This window comes from Pseudomonas sp. 2957 (assembly GCF_031456345.1).
In the GTDB taxonomy this organism is placed as follows: Bacteria; Pseudomonadota; Gammaproteobacteria; order Pseudomonadales; family Pseudomonadaceae; genus Aquipseudomonas; species Aquipseudomonas siliginis.
Genome location: NZ_JAVDUL010000003.1, coordinates 240,882 through 259,360, shown reverse-complemented (window position 1 = coordinate 259,360; position 18,479 = coordinate 240,882). Strand labels below are relative to the sequence as shown.

The 18,479-nt window shown below is 60.4% G+C and carries 20 protein-coding genes; 18 read left to right on the top strand and 2 right to left on the bottom strand.

Features of this window, described 5'->3' with window-relative positions:
* Positions 1-7 precede the first annotated feature (7 nt).
* From tmk to J2Y39_RS11540, 18 genes are all read left to right on the top strand, one after another.
* Positions 8-640, top strand: a complete 633-nt coding sequence (gene tmk / locus J2Y39_RS11625) for a dTMP kinase (protein ID WP_016770985.1) — start codon at positions 8-10, stop codon at positions 638-640.
* The gene (locus J2Y39_RS11620; RefSeq protein ID WP_256809747.1) at positions 633-1,616 is read left to right on the top strand and encodes a DNA polymerase III subunit delta'; all 984 of its coding nucleotides are present in this window, start codon (positions 633-635) and stop codon (positions 1,614-1,616) included. Before tmk ends, J2Y39_RS11620 begins: the two co-directional genes overlap by 8 nt.
* Positions 1,617-1,658: 42 nt before the next feature.
* Entirely contained in the window at positions 1,659-2,015 is a 357-nt protein-coding gene (locus tag J2Y39_RS11615; protein WP_016770983.1) for a PilZ domain-containing protein, read from the top strand.
* 15 nt (positions 2,016-2,030) lie between these two features.
* A complete protein-coding gene (locus tag J2Y39_RS11610; RefSeq protein WP_258707061.1) occupies positions 2,031-2,822 on the top strand; it encodes a TatD family hydrolase in 792 nt (263 codons plus the stop codon).
* A 351-nt stretch (positions 2,823-3,173) separates the two neighbouring features.
* Positions 3,174-3,812: a TetR/AcrR family transcriptional regulator gene (locus J2Y39_RS11605; protein ID WP_016770981.1), complete on the top strand. Its 639-nt coding sequence runs from the start codon at positions 3,174-3,176 to the stop codon at positions 3,810-3,812.
* A gap of 138 nt (positions 3,813-3,950) precedes the next feature.
* Positions 3,951-4,919, top strand: a complete 969-nt coding sequence (locus J2Y39_RS11600) for a GTP 3',8-cyclase MoaA (RefSeq protein ID WP_041479439.1) — start codon at positions 3,951-3,953, stop codon at positions 4,917-4,919.
* Positions 4,920-5,085: 166 nt separating this feature from the next.
* The gene (locus tag J2Y39_RS11595) at positions 5,086-5,691 is read left to right on the top strand and encodes a DUF4823 domain-containing protein (protein ID WP_016770979.1); all 606 of its coding nucleotides are present in this window, start codon (positions 5,086-5,088) and stop codon (positions 5,689-5,691) included.
* A gap of 14 nt (positions 5,692-5,705) precedes the next feature.
* A complete protein-coding gene (locus J2Y39_RS11590) occupies positions 5,706-6,266 on the top strand; it encodes a DUF1285 domain-containing protein (protein WP_041479438.1) in 561 nt (186 codons plus the stop codon).
* Positions 6,267-6,458: 192 nt separating this feature from the next.
* Complete coding sequence (locus J2Y39_RS11585; protein ID WP_041479437.1) at positions 6,459-7,175, top strand: FadR/GntR family transcriptional regulator; 717 nt, start codon at positions 6,459-6,461, stop codon at positions 7,173-7,175.
* Between the two features lie 134 nt (positions 7,176-7,309).
* Positions 7,310-8,185 carry an SMP-30/gluconolactonase/LRE family protein gene (locus J2Y39_RS11580; protein WP_310217679.1) on the top strand — a complete coding sequence of 292 codons (876 nt, stop codon included), beginning with the start codon at positions 7,310-7,312 and terminating at the stop codon, positions 8,183-8,185.
* 269 nt (positions 8,186-8,454) lie between these two features.
* A complete protein-coding gene (locus J2Y39_RS11575) occupies positions 8,455-9,273 on the top strand; it encodes an SDR family oxidoreductase (RefSeq protein WP_252884664.1) in 819 nt (272 codons plus the stop codon).
* Between the two features lie 137 nt (positions 9,274-9,410).
* Positions 9,411-10,415, top strand: a complete 1,005-nt coding sequence (locus J2Y39_RS11570; protein WP_016770973.1) for a substrate-binding domain-containing protein — start codon at positions 9,411-9,413, stop codon at positions 10,413-10,415.
* Between the two features lie 53 nt (positions 10,416-10,468).
* Complete coding sequence (gene araG, locus J2Y39_RS11565; RefSeq protein ID WP_310217675.1) at positions 10,469-12,016, top strand: L-arabinose ABC transporter ATP-binding protein AraG; 1,548 nt, start codon at positions 10,469-10,471, stop codon at positions 12,014-12,016.
* Positions 12,017-12,028: 12 nt separating this feature from the next.
* Positions 12,029-12,997 carry an L-arabinose ABC transporter permease AraH gene (gene araH, locus J2Y39_RS11560; protein WP_056788625.1) on the top strand — a complete coding sequence of 323 codons (969 nt, stop codon included), beginning with the start codon at positions 12,029-12,031 and terminating at the stop codon, positions 12,995-12,997.
* A gap of 272 nt (positions 12,998-13,269) precedes the next feature.
* Positions 13,270-13,983, top strand: a complete 714-nt coding sequence (locus tag J2Y39_RS11555; RefSeq protein ID WP_016770970.1) for a GntR family transcriptional regulator — start codon at positions 13,270-13,272, stop codon at positions 13,981-13,983.
* Positions 13,980-14,978, top strand: a complete 999-nt coding sequence (locus tag J2Y39_RS11550; RefSeq protein ID WP_310217672.1) for an ADP-ribosylglycohydrolase family protein — start codon at positions 13,980-13,982, stop codon at positions 14,976-14,978. The genes J2Y39_RS11555 and J2Y39_RS11550 overlap by 4 nt, the downstream gene beginning before the upstream one ends.
* Before the next feature lie 202 nt (positions 14,979-15,180).
* Positions 15,181-16,647, top strand: a complete 1,467-nt coding sequence (locus tag J2Y39_RS11545; protein WP_310217670.1) for a cytosine permease — start codon at positions 15,181-15,183, stop codon at positions 16,645-16,647.
* Positions 16,640-17,569: a PfkB family carbohydrate kinase gene (locus J2Y39_RS11540; protein WP_310217668.1), complete on the top strand. Its 930-nt coding sequence runs from the start codon at positions 16,640-16,642 to the stop codon at positions 17,567-17,569. Before J2Y39_RS11545 ends, J2Y39_RS11540 begins: the two co-directional genes overlap by 8 nt.
* A gap of 145 nt (positions 17,570-17,714) precedes the next feature.
* Here the strand turns inward: J2Y39_RS11540 and J2Y39_RS11535 are convergent, their stop codons facing one another.
* Positions 17,715-18,095, bottom strand: a complete 381-nt coding sequence (locus J2Y39_RS11535; RefSeq protein ID WP_150637659.1) for a Rho termination factor N-terminal domain-containing protein — start codon at positions 18,093-18,095, stop codon at positions 17,715-17,717.
* Between the two features lie 104 nt (positions 18,096-18,199).
* Positions 18,200-18,454 carry a hypothetical protein gene (locus J2Y39_RS11530; protein WP_041479421.1) on the bottom strand — a complete coding sequence of 85 codons (255 nt, stop codon included), beginning with the start codon at positions 18,452-18,454 and terminating at the stop codon, positions 18,200-18,202.
* Positions 18,455-18,479 lie beyond the last annotated feature (25 nt).

Genomic DNA, 18,479 nt, shown 5'->3' with positions numbered 1-18,479 from the left:
ACTGCCTGTGACTGGCTTGTTTATTACCCTGGAAGGCCCGGAAGGCGCGGGCAAGAGCACCAATCGCGAATACCTCGCCGAGCGCCTGCGCGCCGCCGGTATCGAAGTGCTGCTCACCCGTGAGCCCGGCGGTACACCGCTGGCCGAACGGATTCGTGATGTCCTGCTCACCCCGGCCGACGAAGTGATGCACCCGGACGCCGAGCTGTTGCTGGTGTTCGCCGCGCGGGCCCAGCATCTGGCAGAGGTGATTCGCCCGGCGCTGGCCCGCGGCGCCGTAGTGCTGTGCGATCGTTTCACCGACTCGACATACGCCTATCAGGGCGGCGGTCGTGGTTTGTCACTCGAGCGCATCGCCACGCTGGAGACTTTCGTGCAGGGCGACTTGCGGCCCGATCTGACCTTGATTTTCGACCTGCCCGTTGAAATTGGCCTGGCCCGCGCCAGTGCCCGTGGTCGACTGGATCGTTTCGAACTCGAAGGCCGGGCGTTTTTCGAGAACGTGCGCAATGCGTTCCTGAAACGCGCCGAAGCCGACCCGTCGCGCTACGTGCGCATCGATGCCGGTCAGCCATTGGCCAAGGTGCAGCAATCGCTGGACACCTTGCTACCGAATTTGCTGGAGCTGGCCCGTGGCTGAAGCCTATCCATGGCAGGACAGCCTCTGGCAGCAACTGGCCGGCCGCAGTCAGCATGCTCACGCGTACCTGCTCCACGGTCCGGCCGGTATCGGCAAGCGTGCGCTCGCCGAACGCTTAATGGCCAGCCTGCTGTGTCAGCGCCCTACGCCTGAGGCGTGCGGCGAGTGCAAATCCTGTCTGCTGCTCAAGGCCGGCAGTCATCCGGACAATTACATCCTGGAGCCGGAAGAGGCGGACAAGGCGATCAAGGTCGATCAGGTTCGTGATCTGGTGAGTTTCGTCGTGCAGACCGCGCAGCTCGGCGGGCGCAAAGTGGTGTTGATCGAGCCGGTCGAGTCGATGAACATCAACGCTGCCAACGCCTTGCTCAAAAGTCTTGAAGAACCGTCCGGCGATACCGTGCTGCTATTGGTCAGCCACCAGCCGAGCCGTTTGTTGCCAACCATCAAGAGCCGTTGCGTGCAGCAGGCCTGCCCGCTGCCGGGCGAGGCGATGAGCCTGCAATGGCTGGCCCAGGCGCTGCCGGATTGCGCGGAGGAAGAGCGCGTCGAACTGCTGACCCTCGCCGCCGGGTCGCCGCTGATGGCGGTCAGCCTGCAATCGCAAGGTGTGCGTGAACAACGTGCACAAGTGGTCGAAGGCGTGAAGAAGCTGCTCAAGGGACAACAATCGCCGACGCAACTGGCGGAGGAGTGGAAAAGCATTCCGATGCTGCGTCTGTTCGACTGGTTCTGCGACTGGTCGAGCCTGATCCTGCGCTATCAACTGACTCAGGACGAAGCCGGCCTTGGCCTGGCCGATATGCGCAAGGTGGTGCAGTACCTGGCGCAGAAGAGCGCGCAGGGCAAAGTGCTGGATATTCAAGACTGGATTCTCGCCCAGCGGCAGAAAGTACTGAGCAAGGCCAACCTCAATCCGGCCCTGTTGCTGGAAGCATTGTTGGTGCAATGGGTGGGATTGCCTGGTCAAAGATAAGAATGTGTACCTAGACTCTGAAGATCAGCAGTGGAGGTGAACATGATTGAACCTGTCAGCCCGGGGCCGCGTAACGGCATCTTGTCCCTGACCATCAAGGACAAGTCGGTGCTCTACGCCGCCTACATGCCGTTCATCAAGAATGGCGGACTGTTCATCCCGACCAACAAAAGCTACCGGTTGGGCGACGAGGTGTTCATGCTGTTGCACCTAATGGATGAAGCGGAAAAAATTCCGGTCGCCGGCAAAGTCGCCTGGATCACCCCCAAAGGCGCACAAGGCAATCGCGCTGCCGGTGTCGGCGTGCAGTTCAACGACGGCGACGACACCGCGCGCAGTCGCATCGAAACTCATCTGGCCGGAGCACTGAAATCCGACCGTCCCACTCATACGATGTAAGTTGCAGTCCTTTTTATGCTCGTAGATTCCCATTGTCACCTTGACCGTCTCGACCTCGCCGCCCATGACGGCTCGCTGGATGCCGCACTCGCTGCGGCCCGCGAGCGTGGGGTTGGACATTTTCTGTGCATCGGCGTCAGCGCTGACAACGCCGCCGACGTCAAAGCCCTCGCCGAGCGTTATGACGACGTCGATTGCTCGGTCGGCGTGCATCCGCTGGATGTGCAGCCGGGCGCCGCACCGGCGCTGGACTGGCTGCTGCACGAACTCGATCACCCGAAAGTGGTGGCGATCGGCGAAACCGGTCTCGACTATCACTACGAGCCGGAAGCTGCCGAGTTGCAGCAGGAGTCGTTTCGCCTGCATCTGCAAGCGGCGCAGCAGACCGGCAAGCCGGTGATCATCCACACTCGCGGCGCCCGTGCCGACACCCTCCAACTGCTGCGCGAAGCGGCGCTGCCCCAGGCCGGTGTGTTGCATTGCTTCACCGAGGACTGGGAAATGGCCAAAGCGGCGCTGGACATGGGTTATTACATTTCCCTGTCGGGCATTGTTACGTTCCGCAATGCCGACGCCTTGCGTGACGTGGCGAGCAAAGTGCCGGCCGATCGCCTGCTGGTGGAAACCGATTCGCCGTATCTGGCGCCGATTCCGTATCGCGGCAAGCCGAACCTGCCGCAGTACGTGCGCGAAGTGGCGGAGTTTCTGGCGATGCTGCGTGGTGAGAACTACGAGCGCTTTGCCGAGCAGACCACGGAAAACTTCAAGCGCTTGTTCCCGCTGGCGAGTGTTAAATCTGCCGTATGACCGCAGGCCAAATCGCAGGCAAAAAAAACCCGGGTTCTGGGGGGTGAATCCGGGTTAAGACCATTAGGAGTAAAACAAAGGCACGCGGTCCGTTGGTACCTTTACCGGCACGACACTTGGGGGAGATGTCGCCCGACAGTTCAAGTATTGATCAGTCTGGCGTGCAGTCCAGTGAGCGGGTCGGGGTTTTTAAACAAATTTGGAATACGTTTGCTTCAGTTGAGTTCTCATTGCACCCGATTCGTTCTCGAAATGAACAAGAAACACAGATTTGGTCGATGAACCGTGCTTTTTTGCGCAAGTTAGGCATAATACGCGGCTTCGAATTTTGACCCTTCAGACCTTTTTCTTATGCATAAAGAACCTCGTAAGGTCCGTGAATTTCGTCGCCGCGAGCAGGAAATTCTCGATACCGCGCTCAAGCTGTTCCTCGACCAGGGTGAAGACAGTGTCACCGTCGAGATGATTGCTGATGCCGTGGGTATCGGCAAAGGCACGATCTACAAGCACTTCAAATCCAAGGCCGAGATCTACTTGCGCCTGATGCTCGATTACGAGCGCGATCTGAACGAGCTGCTGCATTCGGCCGATGTCGACAAGGACAAGGAAGCGCTGTCCCGCGCCTACTTCGAATTCCGCATGCGCGACCCGCAGCGCTATCGCCTGTTCGACCGTCTCGAAGAGAAAGTGGTCAAGGGCAATCAGGTGCCGGAGATGGTCGAGGAACTGCACAAGATCCGTGCCTCGAACTTCGAACGCCTGACCCTGCTGATCAAGGGTCGCATCAGCGAAGGCAAGCTCGAAGACGTGCCGCCGTACTTCCACTACTGCGCATCCTGGGCGTTGGTACACGGCGCGGTGGCGCTGTATCACTCGCCGTTCTGGAGCAACGTGCTGGAAGATCAGGAAGGCTTCTTCCAGTTCCTGATGGACATCGGCGTGCGCATGGGCAACAAGCGCAAGCGCGACCCGGAAACGCCGAGCACATAAGTCATTCAGCGGGCTGATTGCGCCGTGTTTTCACAACATGGCGCAATAGCACAGGAATATACTCAGGCATAGGGCTTGCTAAAACCTGATTTCTCAGTCAAGTTTTGCTCGCTCGATTTTCTTTCGCCGGAGTGTTTCATGATCGTTGACCGTCAAGGCAGGCGTTTTCGCAATCTGCGCATCAGCCTGACCTCTGCCTGCAATTACGCCTGTACCTACTGCGTGCCCAACGGCAAGCGGTTGGTCGCTGCGCAGGATGAGCTGTCGGCCGAAGCCATGGCACGCGGCGTCGAATACCTGATCGAAGCGGCCGGCATCGAGCGCCTGCGCATCACTGGCGGCGAGCCACTGGTCAGCCCCAAACTCGAATCGTTCATGACTGCCGTCGGCCAGATGGGCCTCGACGACATCAGCCTGACCACCAATGGTCAACTCCTCGCGAAAAAACTGCCGCTGCTGGTCGATGCCGGTCTGCGCCGGATCAACGTTTCCCTCGATACCCTTGATGCCGCTGCTTTTCGCAGCATCGCTCGTGGCGGCGATCTGGCCAGCGTGCTCGATGGCATGGATCAGGCTGCCGCCGCCGGGATGAAGATCAAGGTCAACATGGTGCCGTTGCGCGGGCAGAACCTCGATCAGGTCATGCCGCTGCTCGACTACTGTCTGGAGCGCGGCTTCGAACTGCGTTTCATCGAGCTGATGCGCATGGGCCATCTGGCCAAGGATTCCAATGCCTTCCTGCAGCAGTTCGTCAGCCTTGAGCAGTTGCTCGGCCTGATCGGCGAACGTTATGAATACGCCCAGACCGACGCACCGGTGGACGCCACGGCTGTGCGCTATGCGATTCCCGGTCGCGGCACTTTCGGGGTGATCGCCAACGAAAGTGTGCCGTTCTGCCGCACTTGTTCGCGCTTGCGCCTGTCATCGACCGGTTGGCTGCATGGCTGTTTATCGTCGAGCAACCGCCACTATGTCGGCGATCTGCTCGACAAGCCGCGCCACCAGGCGTTGCCGGCGCTGCAACGTTTGCTGGTCAAGGCGTTGGGTGACAAACAGGAGGTGGCGTTCTCTGGCGGCGCTACTGTCATGAAGATTATTGGCGGTTGAACAACGGCTTTCGCGAGCAGGCTCGCTCCCACATTTGGAATGCATTTCAATTGTGGGAGCGAGCCTGCTCGCGAATGCCTCTCTCACTGAATTTGTCGAGCTGGCGCAAAAGCTGCATTCAACGGCCATTCGCCGGTTTTCCGACACCGGCTTCTGGAGGAATAGGATGCGTAGCCTGGTTTTGCTGCTGGCCGTTTTGGCGCTTGGCGGCTGCATGAATGTCAGCGATATGGCCGAAGGCACTCGCTATCACATGAGCGATGCGGGGCTTCTGGACCACAGTGACAGCCGCCGGGTGAACAATCTCCGCATTCAGCCGGACTCGTTCATCTTCATCGCCCAGGGCGCGTTCGCGCCACCGGGTGGTTCCTATCCACGGCCAAACGTGGTCGCCGAAGAAGCCTTCAAGGGCTTTGTCGAATACTTCCCGATGGTCCGCCGCGCCCGTGCGCCGGAAGGCCTCGATCAAGCCATGGGCGAAGCCCGTGATGCCGGGGCGCATTACCTGCTCTACACACGTTTCGCCAAGGCTGATGACCGCATCGGCAACTCCGATGAGTGGCTGGACCAGGAAGCCGTGGATCGCCTCGGTATCGATGGCGGCGTGATTCAGATCATGTTGATCGAGACCAGCACCCAGTATTTGATTGATACTGCACGGATCAAGAGTCGTGGCGGTTTACTGACGTTCCATGATTCCAAACCCGAAGACCTCATCGGTCCGCCGCTGGCGCAATACGCACGCAGCCTGCTGGGGATCGGCGACCAGTAATCAAGGAGTACGCCATGAGTGACCCGCAAACAGCCAATGACCTGCTGGGGCAGATCCCCAAGACCAAAGGCCTGCCACCGGTGCATTTGTGGAACCCGGATTTCTGCGGCGACATCGACATGCGCATTGCCCGTGACGGCACCTGGTACTACCTGGGTACGCCGATCGGGCGCAAGCCGATGGTCAAACTGTTCTCCACCATCATCCGCCGCGACGGCGATGATTATTTCCTGATCACCCCGGTCGAGAAGGTCGGGATCAAGGTCGATGACGCGCCGTTCGTGGCGGTTGCCGTTGACGTGCAAGGCGAGGGCGAGGCGCAGGTTTTGCGCTTTACCACCAACGTCGAGGAAACCACCGAAGCGGGGACTGAGCATCCGCTGCGTGTCGAGATCGATCCTGAGACCCAGGAGCCTGCGCCCTATGTGCATGTGCGCAGCAACCTTGAAGCGCTGATTCACCGCAATGTGTTTTACCAGTTGGTGGAACTGGCGGTGAGCCGCGAGATCGATGGTCAGCGCTGGTTGGGCGTGTGGAGCGGCGGCGAGTTCTTTCGCATCGGCCTGGAACCCTGACACAACATTAAAATGTGGGAGCGAGCCTGCTCGCGAACGCGGTGTATCAGTCGCCAGCAATGTTGACTGACACGACGCTTTCGCGAGCAGGCTCGCTCCCACATTGGTTTGCGCAAGCTGAAAAAATCCGATTGACTGTTATTCGTATGATGATTAGCGTAGGCACCCATCGCGATTCGCCTTGAGGTGTACATGTCCAGCAGCTTTCATGCGTCGACCGTTGACTGGCTGGGCAGCTGGATTGCGGCCGGTCAGGTCAAGCCGGGGCAGACCATCAAGGTCGAGGCGGATCTGGGCGAGCAGCTTGGCGTCAGCCGCACAGTGATTCGCGAAGCCATCAAAACCCTCGTCGCCAAAGGCATGCTCGAAGTCGGTCCGAAAGTCGGCACGCGGGTGTTGCCAGTACGGCGCTGGAATCTGTTCGATCCGCAGGTGGTCGGTTGGCTATCGCGCAATGGGTTGCCGGAAAACTTCGTCGATGACCTGCTGGATTTGCGCCGCACCATTGAGCCGATGGCGGTGCGCTGGGCCTGTGAGCGGGCGACACCGGAGCAGATCGAAGCGGTACAACTGGCTTTCAATGCGCTGGAACGTGCAGTCGACAGCGGCGTTGATTACAACCGTGCCGACCAGGCTTTCCACGAATGCATCCTGGCCGCCAGCCATAATCAGTTCATCGAACAAATGGTCCCGGCCCTCGGCGCGTTGCTGGCGGTGTCGTTCGAAGTCTCCGCCGCCGACCCCGATGAACTGCGCCGCACCTTGCCGATCCATAAAGACATGGCCGATGCCATCGCCGCGCGCGATTCGACCCGTGGCGTGTGGGCGTGCATGACCTTGATCGACAATGCCGATCTGGCGATAAAACGCTTTTACCCGAAAGTCATGGCGGACCGCAAAGCCAGCTAAGACCGAAAATTCCCTGTGGGAGCGAGCCTGCTCGCGAATGCGTCAGGTCAGATACATCATCATTGACTGACACGCCGCCTTCGCGAGCAGGCTCGCTCCCACATTGGAAACAACAAGAACATGAAGGATTCCAGATGACCTGCACCGCCCTGACCCAACACCGCGCGCAACTCGGCGAAGGCCCGTTCTGGGATGCGCCGACCCAGGCGTTGTACTGGGTCGATATCGCTGGCAAACAAGCGTTGCGCCTGATCGGTCAGAACGTGCAGATCTGGCAGATGCCCGAGCACATCTCCGCCTTCATTCCCTGCGCCAGCGGCGATGCGTTGGTCACGCTCAGCAGCGGTGTCTATCGGCTGGATCTCGATTCGCCCGGCCTCGAGCCACGCTTGACGCTGTTCTGCGTCGCCGACCCGCAACCGGGCAACCGTCCCAACGAAGCCCGTTGCGATGCCTTGGGCCGGTTGTGGTTGGGCACCATGCAGAACAACATCGGCGAGCACGGTGAGGATCTGCCGCTGGTGCGCCGTTCCGGAGGCCTGTTCCGTATCGATCCCGATCAGCGCGTGACACCGCTGCTGCTCGGTCTGGGCATTCCCAATACCTTGTTGTGGAGTGACGACGGCACCACGCTGTTGTTTGGTGAAAGCCTCGACAGCACGCTCAATCGATATTTCATCCGCACTGACGGCAGTCTCGATGCTCCGCAGGTGTTTTACTCGTCTGATCAACACGGTGGTCCCGATGGCTCGGCGATGGACGCCGAAGGCTACGTGTGGAATGCACGCTGGGACGGCAGTTGCCTGCTGCGCCTGACGCCGGACGGGCAGGTGGATCGCAAAATCGATCTGCCGGTCAGTCGCCCGACCAGTTGCGTGTTCGGTGGCGAAGACTTGAAAACCTTATTCATCACCAGCGCCAAGAGTCCGCTGAACCATTCATTGGATGGTGCGGTGCTGAGCATGCGCGTCGACGTTGCAGGAAAACTCTGTACGCGTTTTGCTGGCTAGATCCCAAAATATGGGATGCAAAATTATATATTGAGATTATTTGGCGGTCGGGTTTATAGTCGGCTCCAGCAGTAACACGCACTCACACTTAAAAAGAACAAAACAGGTGAAGTGATGCAGCGAATTCTTGTCGCCCGCGCAAGCGGATCCGCCTTTCGCCACGGCTCAATGCCGTTGACGACGCTTGCCTGTCTGTTTTCCCCAGCCGTCAAAACCGGACATCGACCGATGGCCGGTTTTTTTGCGCCTGCGTGCAGGAGGCCTGAGCCATGGCTGAAGCGCTGACATTGCCGCAAGTGTCGGCCCCGCCGAAAGGCGAGCGCCTGAAAAACAAGGTCGTGCTGTTGACCGGGGCCGCTCAGGGCATCGGCGAAGCTATCGTCGCCGCCTTCGCCTCGCAGCAAGCCAGATTACTCATCAGCGACATCCAGGCCGACAAGGTCGAGCAGGTCGCCGCTCACTGGCGCGATCAGGGCCATGACGTGCAGGCGCTCAAGGTCGACGTATCGAATCAGCAGGATCTGCATGCCCTGGCCCGACGCGCCGTGGAATTGCATGGCCGCATCGATGTGTTGGTCAACTGTGCCGGGGTCAATGTGTTCCGCGATCCTTTGCAGATGACCGAAGAGGACTGGCACCGCTGCTTCGCCATCGATCTGGATGGCGCCTGGTATGGCTGCAAAGCGGTGCTGCCGCAGATGCTCGAGCAGGGCGTGGGCAGCATCATCAACATCGCCTCGACCCATTCCAGCCACATCATTCCCGGCTGCTTCCCGTACCCGGTGGCCAAGCACGGCTTGCTCGGCCTGACCCGCGCACTCGGCATCGAATACGCGGCCAAAGGCATTCGCGTCAACGCCATCGCGCCGGGCTACATCGAAACGCAGCTGAACGTCGATTACTGGAATGGCTTTGCCGATCCGCACGCCGAGCGGCAGCGCGCCTTTGACCTGCACCCGCCCAAGCGCATCGGCCAGCCGATCGAAGTGGCGATGACGGCGGTGTTTCTGGCCAGCGATGAGGCACCGTTTATCAATGCTTCGTGCATCACTATCGATGGTGGCCGCTCGGTGATGTACCACGACTGAATAAAACGGATCTCCAGCGCTGAACTACGCTTGAAATCCAATCATCATACGATATGACTATTTTCAACCAGCTTCACTGAGAACACGCATCAACGCTTTTCAAACCTTGCTCAAAAAAAATAACAAGGAGTCATCTGATGAAACGTCGTTTCGGGATTCGTACCCTGTGCAGCACTGCCCTGGCGGTCACTGCGTTCAGCCTGAGCAGTGCGCTGCTCGCCGCCGACGCGGTGAAGATCGGTTTTCTGGTCAAGCAGGCCGAAGAACCGTGGTTCCAGACCGAATGGGCTTTTGCCGAAAAAGCCGCCAAGGACAAAGGCTTTGAACTGATCAAGATCGCGGTACCGGATGGCGAGAAGACCCTCTCGGCCATCGACAGCCTGGCCGCCAACGGCGCCAAGGGCTTCGTGATCTGCCCGCCGGACGTGTCCCTCGGCCCGGCGATCATGGCCAAAGCCAAGATCAACGATCTGAAAGTGATTGCGGTCGATGACCGTTTCGTCGACGCCAACGGCAAATTCATGGAAGACGTGCCGTACCTGGGCATGGCCGCGTTTGAAGTGGGCCAGAAGCAGGGCGCCGCCATGGCCGCCGAAGCGAAAAAGCGTAACTGGGACTGGAAAGACACCTACGCGGTGGTCAACACCTATAACGAACTCGACACCGGCAAGAAGCGCACCGACGGTTCGGTCGATGCCCTGAAGAAGGCCGGCATGCCGGAGGACCACATCCTCTTCGCCGCGCTGAAAACCCTCGACGTACCGGGCAGCATGGACGCCACCAACTCGGCGCTGGTGAAACTGCCGAGCGCGGCGAAAAACCTGATCATCGGCGGCATGAACGACAACACCGTGCTCGGCGGCGTGCGCGCCACCGAAGCGGCCGGGTTTGCCGCGAGCAACGTGATCGGCATCGGCATCAACGGCACCGACGCCATCGGCGAGTTGAAAAAGCCTAACAGCGGCTTCTTCGGTTCGATGCTGCCAAGCCCGCACATCGAAGGCTACAAGACCGCCGAGATGATGTACGAGTGGATCACCGCCGGCAAAGAGCCGCCGAAGTACACCGCCATGGATGACGTCACCCTGATCACCCGCGAAAACTTCAAGCAAGAGCTGGAAAAAATCGGCTTGTGGAACTGAGGCAGCGACGGCCCGGGCAGCCGGGCCGTTTTTCGGTGTGAAGAGGTGGCTTTATGCACGCGCAAGTACAGACACAAGAACAACACGGCGCCAACGGCAGCCTGCGCTTCAACGGGATCGGCAAGACCTTTCCCGGCGTGAAAGCGCTCGACGGCATCAGCTTCGTCGCCCACCCCGGCCAGGTTCATGCCCTGATGGGCGAGAACGGCGCGGGCAAATCGACCCTGCTGAAGATTCTCGGTGGTGCTTACATTCCGAGCAGCGGCGAGCTGCAGATCGGCGAGCAGGCGATGGCGTTCAAGTCCACCGCTGACAGCATCGGCAGCGGCGTCGCGGTGATTCACCAGGAACTGCATCTGGTCCCGGAAATGACCGTGGCCGAAAACCTGTTTCTTGGCCATCTGCCGGCCAGTTTCGGCCTGATCAATCGCAGTGAGCTGCGCCAGAAAGCCTTGAATTGCCTGAAGGGGCTGGCGGACGAAATCGATCCGCAAACCAAGGTCGGACGCTTGTCGCTGGGTCAGCGGCAACTGGTGGAAATCGCCAAAGCGCTGTCGCGCGGCGCTCACGTCATCGCTTTCGACGAACCGACCAGCAGCCTCTCGGCGCGCGAGATCGATCGCTTGATGGCGATCATCGGGCGCCTGCGCGACGAAGGCAAAGTGGTGCTCTACGTTTCCCATCGCATGGAAGAAGTCTTCCGCATTTGCGACGCCGTCACCGTGTTCAAGGACGGCCGCTACGTTCGTACATTCGACGACATGAGCCAGTTGACCCACGATCAACTGGTGACCTGCATGGTCGGTCGCGACATTCAGGATATCTACGATTACCGCCATCGCCCGCGCGGTGCCGTGGCGTTGAAGGTCGATGGTTTGCTCGGCCCGGGCCTGCGTGAGCCGATCAGTTTCGAAGCGCACAAGGGCGAAATCCTTGGCCTGTTCGGGCTGGTCGGGGCAGGGCGCACCGAGCTGTTTCGCCTGCTCAGCGGCCTGGAGCGCAACACCGCTGGCCGTCTCGAACTGCGCGGCCATGAGCTGAAACTGCGCTCGCCGCGTGACGCGATCGCCGCCGGCATTTTGCTCTGCCCGGAAGACCGCAAGAAGGAAGGCATCATCCCGTTGGCCAGCGTTGCCGAGAACATCAACATCAGTGCCCGCGGTGCGCATTCCGGGCTCGGCTGCCTGATTCGCGGCCTGTGGGAAAAGGGCAACGCCGACAAGCAGATCAAGGCCCTGAAAGTGAAAACCCCGCACGCCGGCCAGCAGATCAAGTTCCTTTCCGGCGGCAATCAGCAGAAGGCCATTCTCGGCCGCTGGCTATCGATGCCGATGAAAGTCCTGCTGCTCGACGAACCGACCCGTGGCATCGATATCGGCGCCAAGGCCGAGATCTACCAGATCATTCATAACCTCGCCGCCGACGGTATTTCGGTGATCGTGGTGTCCAGCGATCTGATGGAAGTGATGGGCATTTCCGACCGCATCCTGGTGCTGTGCGAAGGCGCCCTGCGCGGCGAAGTCAGCCGCGACCAGGCCAATGAATCCAACCTGCTGCAACTGGCTTTGCCACGCCACCGCGCTGACGGCGTGGCGAACTGAGAGGTGACTATGATGACTACGCAAAACGAAACCCTGCCGACCGAGCGCAAACCGCTGGACATGCGGCGCTTCCTCGATGACTGGGTCATGCTGCTGGCGGCGATCGGCATCTTTGTCGCCTGCACACTGCTGATCGACAACTTCCTCTCGCCGCTGAACATGCGTGGCCTGGGTCTGGCGATTTCCACCACCGGCATCGCCGCGTGCACCATGCTTTATTGCCTGGCATCCGGGCACTTCGACCTCTCGGTCGGCTCAGTGATCGCCTGTGCCGGCGTGGTCGCGGCAGTGGTAATGCGTGACACCAACAGTGTATTTCTCGGGGTCAGCGCGGCGTTGGCGATGGGCCTGATCGTCGGGCTGATCAACGGCATCGTGATCGCCAAGTTGCGCGTCAATGCCTTGATTACAACGCTGGCGACCATGCAGATTGTGCGCGGCCTGGCCTATATCTTTGCCAACGGCAAGGCAGTCGGCGTTTCGCAGGAATCGTTCTTTGTTTTCGGCAATGGCCAGCTGTTCGGTGTGCCGGTGCCGATCCTGATCACTATTGTCTGCTTCCTGTTTTTCGGCTGGCTGCTGAACTACACCACCTATGGGCGCAACACCATGGCCATCGGTGGCAACCAGGAAGCGGCGCTGCTGGCGGGCGTCAACGTCGACCGCACCAAGATCATCATCTTCGCCGTGCACGGTGTGATCGGCGCGCTGGCGGGTGTGATTCTGGCCTCGCGGATGACTTCCGGGCAGCCAATGATTGGTCAGGGTTTTGAATTGACAGTGATTTCCGCGTGCGTATTGGGCGGGGTTTCGCTGAGTGGCGGCATCGGCATGATTCGTCATGTGATTGCCGGGGTGTTGATTCTGGCGATCATCGAGAATGCGATGAACCTGAAGAACATCGATACGTTTTATCAGTATGTGATTCGTGGTTCGATTCTGTTGCTGGCCGTGGTCATTGACCGCTTGAAACAACGGTAACGTCAAAAGCTACCCCTCACCCCAGCCCTCTCCCAAAGGGAGAGGGGGCCGACCGAGGTGTCTTGCGTTGTACATCGACCTGAAATATCGGGTCGATTGTGGATTCGCTAAAGCAACATCAGTTCGGCGCATTTCCTGAGCACTCCCCAATCAGTTCCCTCTCCCTCCGGGAGAGGGCTAGGGTGAGGGGCTCTTGATTTTGCTCTCTCCACCGGTCACCTCCCTCAAATTTTTGTTGCCCGCCACGCCCCGTTTCGGTTATCAATTTGTACATGATTAGACAGGTACGATTCGACAAGAAACAACGGGTGGTCGACGAGCTCGTCCGACGCATCGAAAGCGGCCTCATGGAGGACGGCTTTCTGTTGCCCGGCGAACATCAGTTGGCTCAAGAATTCCAGGTCAGCCGTGGCACCTTGCGTGAGGCGCTGGCCGAACTGAAGCGGCGTAATTACATCGCCACGCAAAGCGGTGTCGGCTCCATCGTCACTTTCGACGGTGTCGCGCTGGATCAGCGCAGCGGCTGGGCGCAGGCGCTGGCCGACAGCGGGGCGCTGATCAATACCGAAGTGTTGCGCCTCGAAGCCGTGACTCGCCCGGATCTGCTGGTGCGTTTCGGCACCGATCAATTCATCACCCTCGACCGTCGCCGGCGCGCCACCGACGGTACGCTGGTGTCTCTCGAACGATCCTTGATGCCGGCCAACGGCGGCCTGGAAAGCCTGCCCCGCGTCGGCCTGATCGACAATTCCCTGACCATCACCCTGGCCGCCTACGGCTATATCGGCGAGCGCGGCGATCAGTGGATCGGCGCCGAGCCGCTGAATGCCGAAGACGCTGAGCTGCTTGGTCGCCCGGTCGGCACGGTGTTTCTCAAAGCCCTGCGCACCACCTACGACCGGCAGAACCGTTTCATGGAGCAGGTCGAAAGCCTGCTCGACCCGGTGCACTTTCGTCTGCACCTGCAATTCGGAGAATCGAAATGACCGCGCTCAACCGTGCGCTTGGCGCTTTCTATGGTCTGGCCCTGGGTGACGCGCTGGGCATGCCGACACAGTCGCTCGATCGTGAAACGATCAAGGCGCGCTTCGGCCAGATCACTGATTTGCAGGACGCAGGCCCCTTGCAACCGATCGCCGCGAACATGCCCAAAGGCTCGATCACCGATGACACCGAGCAGGCGATCCTGGTCGGCGAATTATTGGTCGAAGGTCACGGCCGTATCGAGCCGGCGGTTCTCGCCCAGCGCTTGATCGAATGGGAAGCCGAGATGCAGGCCAAAGGCTCGCAGGACTTGCTCGGCCCCTCGACCAAACGCGCCATTGAAATGATCCTCGCCGGGCATTCCCCGGAAGAAGCCGGGCGCTACGGCACCACCAATGGCGCGGCGATGCGCATCACCCCGGTGGGCATTGCCGCGAATGTGGCCGACCCGCAGCGCTTCATTGCGGCGGTCGTGCAGGCTTGCCAGGTGACGCATAACACCACGCTGGGGATTTCCAGTGCAGCGGCGGTGGCGGCGGTGGTCTCCGCTGGCATCAATGACGTCGATCTCGGCGAGGCGCTGAACCTCGGCCAGCAGATCGCCCAGCAGGCCGAAGCCCACGGGCATTGGGTTGCTGGCGGGCGCATGGCCTCGCGCATCAGTTGGGCGCGCAGTATCAGCGTCGACAGTGACAAAGCACTGCTCGCCGATCTGCTCTACGACGTGATCGGCACATCGGTGGCGTCGCAGGAGTCGGTGGTGGTTTCATTCGCCCTGGCCCAGCAAGTGGCCATCGGCGAGATGACGGCATTCGAGGCGTTGTGCATGGCTGCCAGCCTGGGCGGCGACACGGATACCATCGCGGCGATTCTCGGCGCCATGCTCGGCGCTTGCCTGGGTCTTGAGTGCTGGCCGCAGCCGATGATCGAGACGGTGAAAGTCGTTAATCAACTTGAGCTGGAACCGTTAGTGCAGGGGCTGTTGGCCTTGCGTTGACTGGCTGGCCTCTTCGCGAGCAGGCTCGCTCCCACAATTGGAATGCATTTCCATGTGGGAGCGAGCCTGCTCGCGAAAGGGGCGGCGCATTTCTAAAGAATTCACACAGCAATGGATCGCACAGACAGGCCTCGGAAGGCCGGTTGTCTTGTCGTTTTGCATCATTGCCACAACCACAAAAAAGGCAAACAGGAGCATCTTCATGAGTTCATCAACCGCCGGGCAAGGCGTCGGGCAACTGGAAACCCGGGGCATCGAGCCGGTGCCGGAAGCCGAGTGCAACGGCCATCCGCTGCAACTGTTCTGGGTCTGGTTCGCCGCGAACATTTCCATCCTCGGCCTGCCGCTGGGTGCCACGCTGGTGGCGTTTCGCGGGCTGGCGATCTGGCAGGCGATCATCGTCGCGATTCTTGGTGCCGCCGGTTCGTTTGCTGTGGTCGGGATCATTTCGATTGCCGGTCGTCGTGGCCGCGCACCGAGCCTGACCCTGTCACGGGCAATCTTTGGCGTACGCGGCAACATCGGCCCGACGCTGGTTTCGCTGATGTCACGTCTGGGTTGGGAAACCGTCAACACCACCACCGCCGCGTTCGTGCTGTTGTCGCTATGCTCGATCCTCTTCGGCTCGCCGGTCGAGGCGAAAAGTGCGCCGGTCCTGACGCTGATCTTTATCGCCATCTTCGTCCTGCTGACCTTGTCAGTGTCCGGACTCGGCCACGCGACCCTGCTGGTGATCCAGAAGTGGGCGACGTACGTGTTCGGTGCGCTGAACATTCTCGTCGGTGGCTTTCTCTGCGCGACCATCGACTGGAGCGCGGTGTTCAACGCCACGCCAGCACCGCTGAGCGCAATGATCATCGGCATCGGTACCATGGCCGCCGGCACCGGTATCGGTTGGGCCAACGCTGGCGCTGACATGTCGCGCTATCAGCATCGCAGCGTCAAGGCTGTGCGCCTGGTGGCATCGGCGGCGTTCGGCGCGGGCATTCCGCTGGTGCTGCTGATTACCCTCGGCGGCTTGTTGTCGGTGGGCAACAATGATCTGGCTTCGGCGACTGATCCCATCGTGGCGATCCGCGACATGCTGCCGACCTGGATGGCCGTGCCGTACCTGATCACCGCGTTCGGCGGTCTGCTGCTGTCGAACAACCTGTCGGTGTACTCCGCCGGCCTGACCACGCTGACTCTGGGCCTCAAGGTAAAACGGGTCTACGCGGTGGTGGTCGACATTGTCGCGATCTTCGCCGGTTCGATCTACTTCATGCTGATCGCCGACAGTTTCTACGGCCCGTTCATCACCTTCATTTCCCTGCTCGCAGTGCCGATCACTGCCTGGGTCGGGATCTTCGTGGTCGACCTGATTCACCGCCACTACTACAGCCCCAAAGACCTGCTCGACGTCAGCCCGAGCAGCGCCTACTGGTATCGCGGCGGCATCGAGTGGCGCGCATTTGGCGCGTGGGCGATCGCCATCGTGCTTGGCTTCAGCTTCACCACCATCGGCACCACGGCAGAAAACGTCTGGTTCAAGGGCTTTCTGTCCGACTCCTGGCTGGGCCACAACGGCCTCGGCTGGATCGTGACCTTCGTCGTCGCCGGTGGCATTTACCTGGTACTTGGCGGTGCGAAAGATCGCCGCGCCGCGCAACCCGAGAATGCTCATGCCTAAGATGTTGCACACCGGCCAGGTCATCATCGACCTGGTCATGGCCGTGGATAAACTGCCGCAGATAGGCGGCGACGTGCTGGCGCAGTCGGCGGGTTTCGAAGCCGGCGGCGGTTTCAACGTGATGGCGGCGGCAGCGCGCAACGGTCTGCCGGTGGTCTATCTCGGTCGTCATGGCACGGGACGTTTCGGTGATCTGGCGCGCCAGGCGATGCAGGCGGAAGGTATCTGCATCGGCATCCGCGAACCGGCCGAGCGCGACACTGGTTTGTGCGTGGCGCTGACCGATGCCTCGGCGGAACGCAGTTTCATTTCCTACATCGGCGCCGAAGGTGAGGTGACCGAGGAGGACCTGAGCAGCGTGGCTGCCGAGCCCGGCGATTACGTTTATCTCAGCGGTTACAGTCTGCTGCACGAGGGCAAGGCGCAGGCGTTGCTCGACTGGACGCTGGCGCTGCCGGCGTCGGTCAATGTGGTGTTCGACCCGGGGCCGCTGGTGGAGTCACCTGACGCGCCGATGATGCAGGCGTTGCTGCCGCGCATCGATGTGTGGACCAGCAACAGTGTCGAAGCGCTGCGGTTTACCGGAGCCGATGAGATTGGTATCGCGATGGATTGCCTCGCGGAACTGCTGCCGGAAAGTATGCTGATGGTGGTGCGCGACGGGCCGCAGGGTTGCTGGATTCAACAGCGCGGCGAGCGCCGTCAGGTGCCGGGATTTGCTGTGAAAGCGGTGGACAGTAATGGCGCCGGCGATGCACATGCCGGGGTGTTTGTGGCCGGATTGGCGCAGGGGTTGGATGCACTGGAAGCGGCGCGGCGGGCCAATGCGGCAGCGGCTCTGGCGGTGACTCGCTGGGGGCCGGCGACTTCACCTGGGGCGACTGAGGTGGATGCGTTTATCTATCAGTCCTGCGGCGATTGAGCCGAAGCCTTCGCGAGCAGGCTCGCTCCCACATTGGATCTACGTCGTACACAAATCTTCTGTAGGAGCTGCCGAAGGCTGCGATCTTTTGATCTTGAAAAGCAAAAGATCGCAGCCTTCGGCAGCTCCTCCAGTGGGCGTCGTTCTAGCTCGCCTTGCGCAACGCCTCAATCAACTCCTGCTTGCGCATCGACGAGCGTCCCGGAATATTCTTCGCTCGGGCTTCCTTCATCAGGCTATCGACGGTCTGCGCATTCTTCGAGGTCTCGCTATCGCGTGAATGGCCCTTGCGGCTAGCCACCGCACGGCGCGATGACTCTTTGCGCTCTTCCGACTTGGCACTTGCAGGCTTCTTGCGCCCTGAGCCGCCGGACTTTTCGCCCCCGCCGGATTGTTTGTTCACTGTCGCCCAGGCACGCGCCTCAGCTTCATCTTTCGACACGCCCTTTTTCTCGTAGCTGTCTTCGATGTGCTCGGCTTTGCGCTTCTGTTCGCTGGTGTATTTGTCTTTGCTTCCACGAGGCATGGGATTTCTCCTTGCGTCAGGATGTGCTGCGTTACGCCGAAGGCTGCGAATCACTCGAGGCGAATCACCCGTTCGAAGTCGAAGATCCGCAGCCCCAACCAGCGTCAGCTATCGAGTTTCTTCGCCGCTTCAACGCCGGCTGAACTGAGCTTGATCGGCAGGTTCAGCGAGTGCTCACCGGCTTCGCTGCAGGTCACATGACCATGGTGAATCAGCCCGCGATCCTGCAGGGCGGCGAGGGCGCTGGCCACGACTTTCTCGCCCCGGTAATTGTCCAGCACCTCCTTGCCCAAGCCGTTGGGATGCGCGTGCAGCAGGCGGGTGAGAACTTCTTTTTCCAGGTCTTTGTCGACGTTCATGGTTACCTCTTCATGGGAGTGAATA

Bases quoted from the DNA above. Each gene is read 5' to 3' on its own strand.
- J2Y39_RS11605 (WP_016770981.1), top strand. From the start codon at position 3,174: ATGCATAAAGAACCTCGTAAGGTCCGTGAATTTCGTCGCCGCGAGCAG.
- J2Y39_RS11610 (WP_258707061.1), top strand. From the start codon at position 2,031: ATGCTCGTAGATTCCCATTGTCACCTTGACCGTCTCGACCTCGCCGCC.
- J2Y39_RS11580 (WP_310217679.1), top strand. From the start codon at position 7,310: ATGACCTGCACCGCCCTGACCCAACACCGCGCGCAACTCGGCGAAGGC.
- J2Y39_RS11615 (WP_016770983.1), top strand. From the start codon at position 1,659: ATGATTGAACCTGTCAGCCCGGGGCCGCGTAACGGCATCTTGTCCCTG.
- J2Y39_RS11590 (WP_041479438.1), top strand. From the start codon at position 5,706: ATGAGTGACCCGCAAACAGCCAATGACCTGCTGGGGCAGATCCCCAAG.
- J2Y39_RS11570 (WP_016770973.1), top strand. From the start codon at position 9,411: ATGAAACGTCGTTTCGGGATTCGTACCCTGTGCAGCACTGCCCTGGCG.
- J2Y39_RS11545 (WP_310217670.1), top strand. From the start codon at position 15,181: ATGAGTTCATCAACCGCCGGGCAAGGCGTCGGGCAACTGGAAACCCGG.
- J2Y39_RS11600 (WP_041479439.1), top strand. From the start codon at position 3,951: ATGATCGTTGACCGTCAAGGCAGGCGTTTTCGCAATCTGCGCATCAGC.
- araH (WP_056788625.1), top strand. From the start codon at position 12,029: ATGACTACGCAAAACGAAACCCTGCCGACCGAGCGCAAACCGCTGGAC.
- J2Y39_RS11540 (WP_310217668.1), top strand. From the start codon at position 16,640: ATGCCTAAGATGTTGCACACCGGCCAGGTCATCATCGACCTGGTCATG.
- J2Y39_RS11530 (WP_041479421.1), bottom strand. From the start codon at position 18,454: ATGAACGTCGACAAAGACCTGGAAAAAGAAGTTCTCACCCGCCTGCTG.
- J2Y39_RS11585 (WP_041479437.1), top strand. From the start codon at position 6,459: ATGTCCAGCAGCTTTCATGCGTCGACCGTTGACTGGCTGGGCAGCTGG.
- J2Y39_RS11550 (WP_310217672.1), top strand. From the start codon at position 13,980: ATGACCGCGCTCAACCGTGCGCTTGGCGCTTTCTATGGTCTGGCCCTG.
- araG (WP_310217675.1), top strand. From the start codon at position 10,469: ATGCACGCGCAAGTACAGACACAAGAACAACACGGCGCCAACGGCAGC.
- J2Y39_RS11575 (WP_252884664.1), top strand. From the start codon at position 8,455: ATGGCTGAAGCGCTGACATTGCCGCAAGTGTCGGCCCCGCCGAAAGGC.
- J2Y39_RS11595 (WP_016770979.1), top strand. From the start codon at position 5,086: ATGCGTAGCCTGGTTTTGCTGCTGGCCGTTTTGGCGCTTGGCGGCTGC.
- J2Y39_RS11555 (WP_016770970.1), top strand. From the start codon at position 13,270: ATGATTAGACAGGTACGATTCGACAAGAAACAACGGGTGGTCGACGAG.
- J2Y39_RS11535 (WP_150637659.1), bottom strand. From the start codon at position 18,095: ATGCCTCGTGGAAGCAAAGACAAATACACCAGCGAACAGAAGCGCAAA.